Origin of the sequence: Planococcus sp. A6, assembly GCF_028823615.1 — a bacterium.
GTDB lineage: Bacteria > Bacillota > Bacilli > Bacillales_A > Planococcaceae > Planococcus.
This window is the reverse complement of record NZ_JAPEHT010000206.1, coordinates 1-3,594: the sequence shown is the minus strand read 5'-3', so window position 1 is coordinate 3,594 and position 3,594 is coordinate 1. Positions and strand designations below refer to the sequence as shown.

Genomic DNA, 3,594 nt, shown 5'->3' with positions numbered 1-3,594 from the left:
CCTCTGCATTTAGCAGAGGGGCTTTTTTTAATCTTCCATTGTGGACAAATCGCCAGTCGGCAGATCCAATTCCCAAGCTTTCAAGACGCGGCGCATAATTTTGCCGCTTCGCGTTTTCGGAAGCTTATCTTTAAATTCGATTTCACGCGGTGCTGCGTGTGCAGCCAGTTCTTTCTTGACGAACTGCCGGATGTCCTCGATCAGTTCATCGGATGGCTCGTAGCCTTCCACAAGCGCGACGAACGCTTTGATGATTTCCCCGCGCACCGGATCAGGTTTGCCGATGACACCTGCTTCAGCGACTGCAGGATGCTCGAGTAGCTTGCTTTCCACTTCAAACGGTCCGACACGCTCGCCTGATGTCATAATGACATCGTCCACTCTTCCCTGGAACCAGAAATACCCGTCCTCGTCCATATAAGCCGAGTCTCCGGACACATACCATTCATCATTCAAGAAATAGGAGTCGTATTTTTGCGGGTTGTTCCAGATTTGGCGCATCATGGATGGCCAGCCTTTTTTAATCGCCAGATTGCCCATTTGATTGGCCGGCAATTCCTTGCCTTGATCATCTACGATCGCCGCTTGGAGGCCCGGAATCGGTTTGCCCATCGAACCTGGCTTGATCGCCATGGAAGGATAATTGCAAATGACTTGCGCACCCGTTTCCGTCATCCACCATGTATCGTGGATCCGTTTATCGAACACTTGCGCACCCCACTTGACGACTTCCGGGTTCAACGGCTCACCCACCGATAAAACGTGACGCAATGTCGACAAGTCGTATTCTTTCACCAATGCATCTCCTGCACCCATCAACATGCGGAACGCTGTCGGGGCACTATACCATACAGTGACACCGAAATCTTCGATTGCTTGATACCAGGCATCCGGAGAGAAGCGACCGCCGAGAATGACAGTCGTGACGCCGTTCAGCCACGGAGAGAACACGCCGTAAGCCGTTCCCGTCACCCAGCCAGGGTCAGCTGTGCACCAATAAATATCCTGCTCCTGGAAATCCAGTACCCATTTGCCTGTCTGGTATTGCTGCACCATGGCATATTGCGCGTGCAGGACGCCTTTTGGTTTGCCTGTAGAACCGGATGTATAATGAAGAACCAATCCATCTTCTTTTTCTAGCCATTCGACATCGAATTGATCCGAGGAGGAATCAAGATGCTTGAGCACATCGACATGGCCCCCGCTTTCTTCTGCCCCTTCCGCTCCCACTAAGAAGATCGTCTTCAAATTGGGAAGGCGGTCTTTCGGGATGCGCGGGAGCAATTCCGGCGTCGTGATGATCGCTTTGGCATCGCTGTCATCCAGACGGTCGTAGATTGCCCCTTCCATGAATGCTTCAAATAGCGGCCCAACGATCAAGCCCATCTTCAATGCACCGAACATAAGGAAATACAGTTCAGGTGAACGCGGCATGAAGATGAAGATGCGATCTCCTTTCTCCAAATCGGAATGCGATTTCAAAAGATTCGCCGCGCGGTTCGTCATGCGTTTCATCTCATAGAATGTATAGGTTTCATGACGATGCTGGTCTTTATAATAAAGAGCGACTTTGTTTTTGCGGTCCGATTCAGCATGGCGGTCAATCGCCTCATGGGCCATATTGATTTTCCCGGTTTGAGACCAGCTGAACTCTTTTTCAACTTCCGACCAATCGAAACTCGCCGACTGCTCTTCGTAATTATGTAAATGATGCTCCCCTGGTTTTGCTGGTAACGCTTCCACTTTCACATAAATCACCCTTTCCCTTTGTTTCTCTATATTCTACATCAACCTGGAAGGGAAATGCTAATAATTTTAATTCTTTAGAAAATACGGTGTATTTATCCAAGCAACTTTCTTTTCCTTCCGCCCTTCATGTATAATGAAGCTAATTGCAACCACAGGCGGTGAAATGATGGAACATAAGAAGACGTACAATGCGATGGAATTGAAAACGAAACACGGGCCACTCATCATCGAAGGCCCCGTCCCATCTAAGGAATTGAAAGAACTGGATTTCCATGAGGACTTGGTCGCTTTCCGCCCACCGGAACAGCAGCATAAAGCCATCACGGAAATAGCGGATTTACCGGAAGGGCGTATATTGATTGCGCGTGACCAAAACATGATTGTCGGGTATGTCACCTACCTCTACCCCGATCCACTTGAACGCTGGTCCGAAGGAAAGATGGAAAACTTGATCGAGCTCGGGGCGATCGAGGTCATTCCGAAATATCGCGGTGCCGGTGTCGGCAAAGCACTGCTGCAAGTATCGATGATGGATGATGCCTTTAACGATTTCATCGTCATCACGACCGAATATTATTGGCATTGGGATTTAAAAGGGACAGGGCTCAATGTATGGGAATATCGAAAGATTATGGAAAAGATGATGCAAGCAGGCGGGCTTGAATATTTCGCTACTGACGATCCGGAAATCAGCTCGCATCCAGCCAATACGCTGATGGCGCGCATCGGTTCTCGCGTCGATCCAGAATCAGTTCAGAAGTTCGACCAACTGCGTTTCATGAACCGCTATATGTACTGATTACTAAAGGGGTGTTTGTATGTTAGTAGAAGAAATCATGAAGAAGGATGTTTTCACGCTGCGCTCAGACCAGACTGTCCAAGACGTGCTGGATCTGTTCGAAGAAAAACGGATTCGCCACGCGCCCATCGTTGATGACGGGAAAGTGGTCGGCATCGTCACTGACCGCGACTTGAAAGATGCCATGCCTTCCATGTTCACGGTATCCCCGAAAGGCGAACCGTATAAAAAGAAAGTATCGGAGATCATGACCAAAAATCCGATGATCGCCCACCCGCTCGATTTTGTTGAAGAAATCGCCTTGCTGTTCTATGAACAGAAGATTGGCTGCCTGCCGGTCGTCAGCCAAAATGAACTTGTCGGCTTTCTGACGGAAACCGACTTATTGTATACGTATATCGAATTGACCGGCGCACACCAGCCCGGCTCTCAAATCGAAATCAAAGTCCCTAACCGTTCAGGTGCACTCTATGAAGTGAGCAAAGTGTTCTATGAGCACAAAGTCAATGTATTGAGCGTCCTCGTCTACCCGGATCGGGAAGACAACTCCAATAAGATCCTGGCTTTCCGCATCAAAACGATGAACCCCATTTCCATTATTGAAGATCTGCGCAAAGAAGGTTTCGATGTCTTATGGCCGAATCTCATGCAGGAATGAAAAAACACGCTGTCTTCATCTATTCAGAAGATCAATTGGGGTATAAATTTTCTGATACGCATCCGTTCAACCAAAAACGGCTCATTCTTACCATTGATTTACTTAGGGAAATGGACGCCCTTCCAGAGGATTTGATTGTGCCTGCACGGACTGCAACAGATGAAGAACTATTGCTCGCGCATGACCAGCGCTATATCGATATCGTCAAGAAAGCAAGCCGCGGCGAAATCACTCCGGAAGCCGGGGAAGGTTATGGCATCGGTACGGAAGATACGCCGATTTTTGAAAATATGCACGAAGCGAGTGCACGTTTGGTCGGCGGCACATTGACCGCTGTCGACCAAGTGATGGAAGGAAAAGCCGAACATGCCTTGAATCTCGGCGGCGG

General features: G+C 48.8%; 4 protein-coding genes. 3 read left to right on the top strand and 1 reads right to left on the bottom strand.

Translation table 11 applies throughout. The features are described from left to right. Positions 1–27: 27 nt before the first annotated feature. A complete protein-coding gene (gene acsA / locus ON064_RS17635; protein ID WP_274625796.1) occupies positions 28–1,749 on the bottom strand; it encodes an acetate--CoA ligase in 1,722 nt (573 codons plus the stop codon). A 166-nt stretch (positions 1,750–1,915) separates the two neighbouring features. Here acsA and ON064_RS17630 point away from each other — a divergent pair, with 166 nt between their 5' ends. The 3 genes from ON064_RS17630 to ON064_RS17620 form a co-directional block, all read left to right on the top strand. Then, a complete protein-coding gene (locus ON064_RS17630) occupies positions 1,916–2,548 on the top strand; it encodes a GNAT family N-acetyltransferase (protein ID WP_274625795.1) in 633 nt (210 codons plus the stop codon). Positions 2,549–2,567: 19 nt separating this feature from the next. Continuing rightward, positions 2,568–3,206 carry an acetoin utilization AcuB family protein gene (locus tag ON064_RS17625; RefSeq protein ID WP_058381120.1) on the top strand — a complete coding sequence of 213 codons (639 nt, stop codon included), beginning with the start codon at positions 2,568–2,570 and terminating at the stop codon, positions 3,204–3,206. Beyond that, positions 3,182–3,594 (top strand): arginase family protein (locus tag ON064_RS17620; RefSeq protein WP_483879765.1); only part of this gene is annotated, 413 nt, incomplete at its 3' end. The genes ON064_RS17625 and ON064_RS17620, both read left to right, overlap by 25 nt.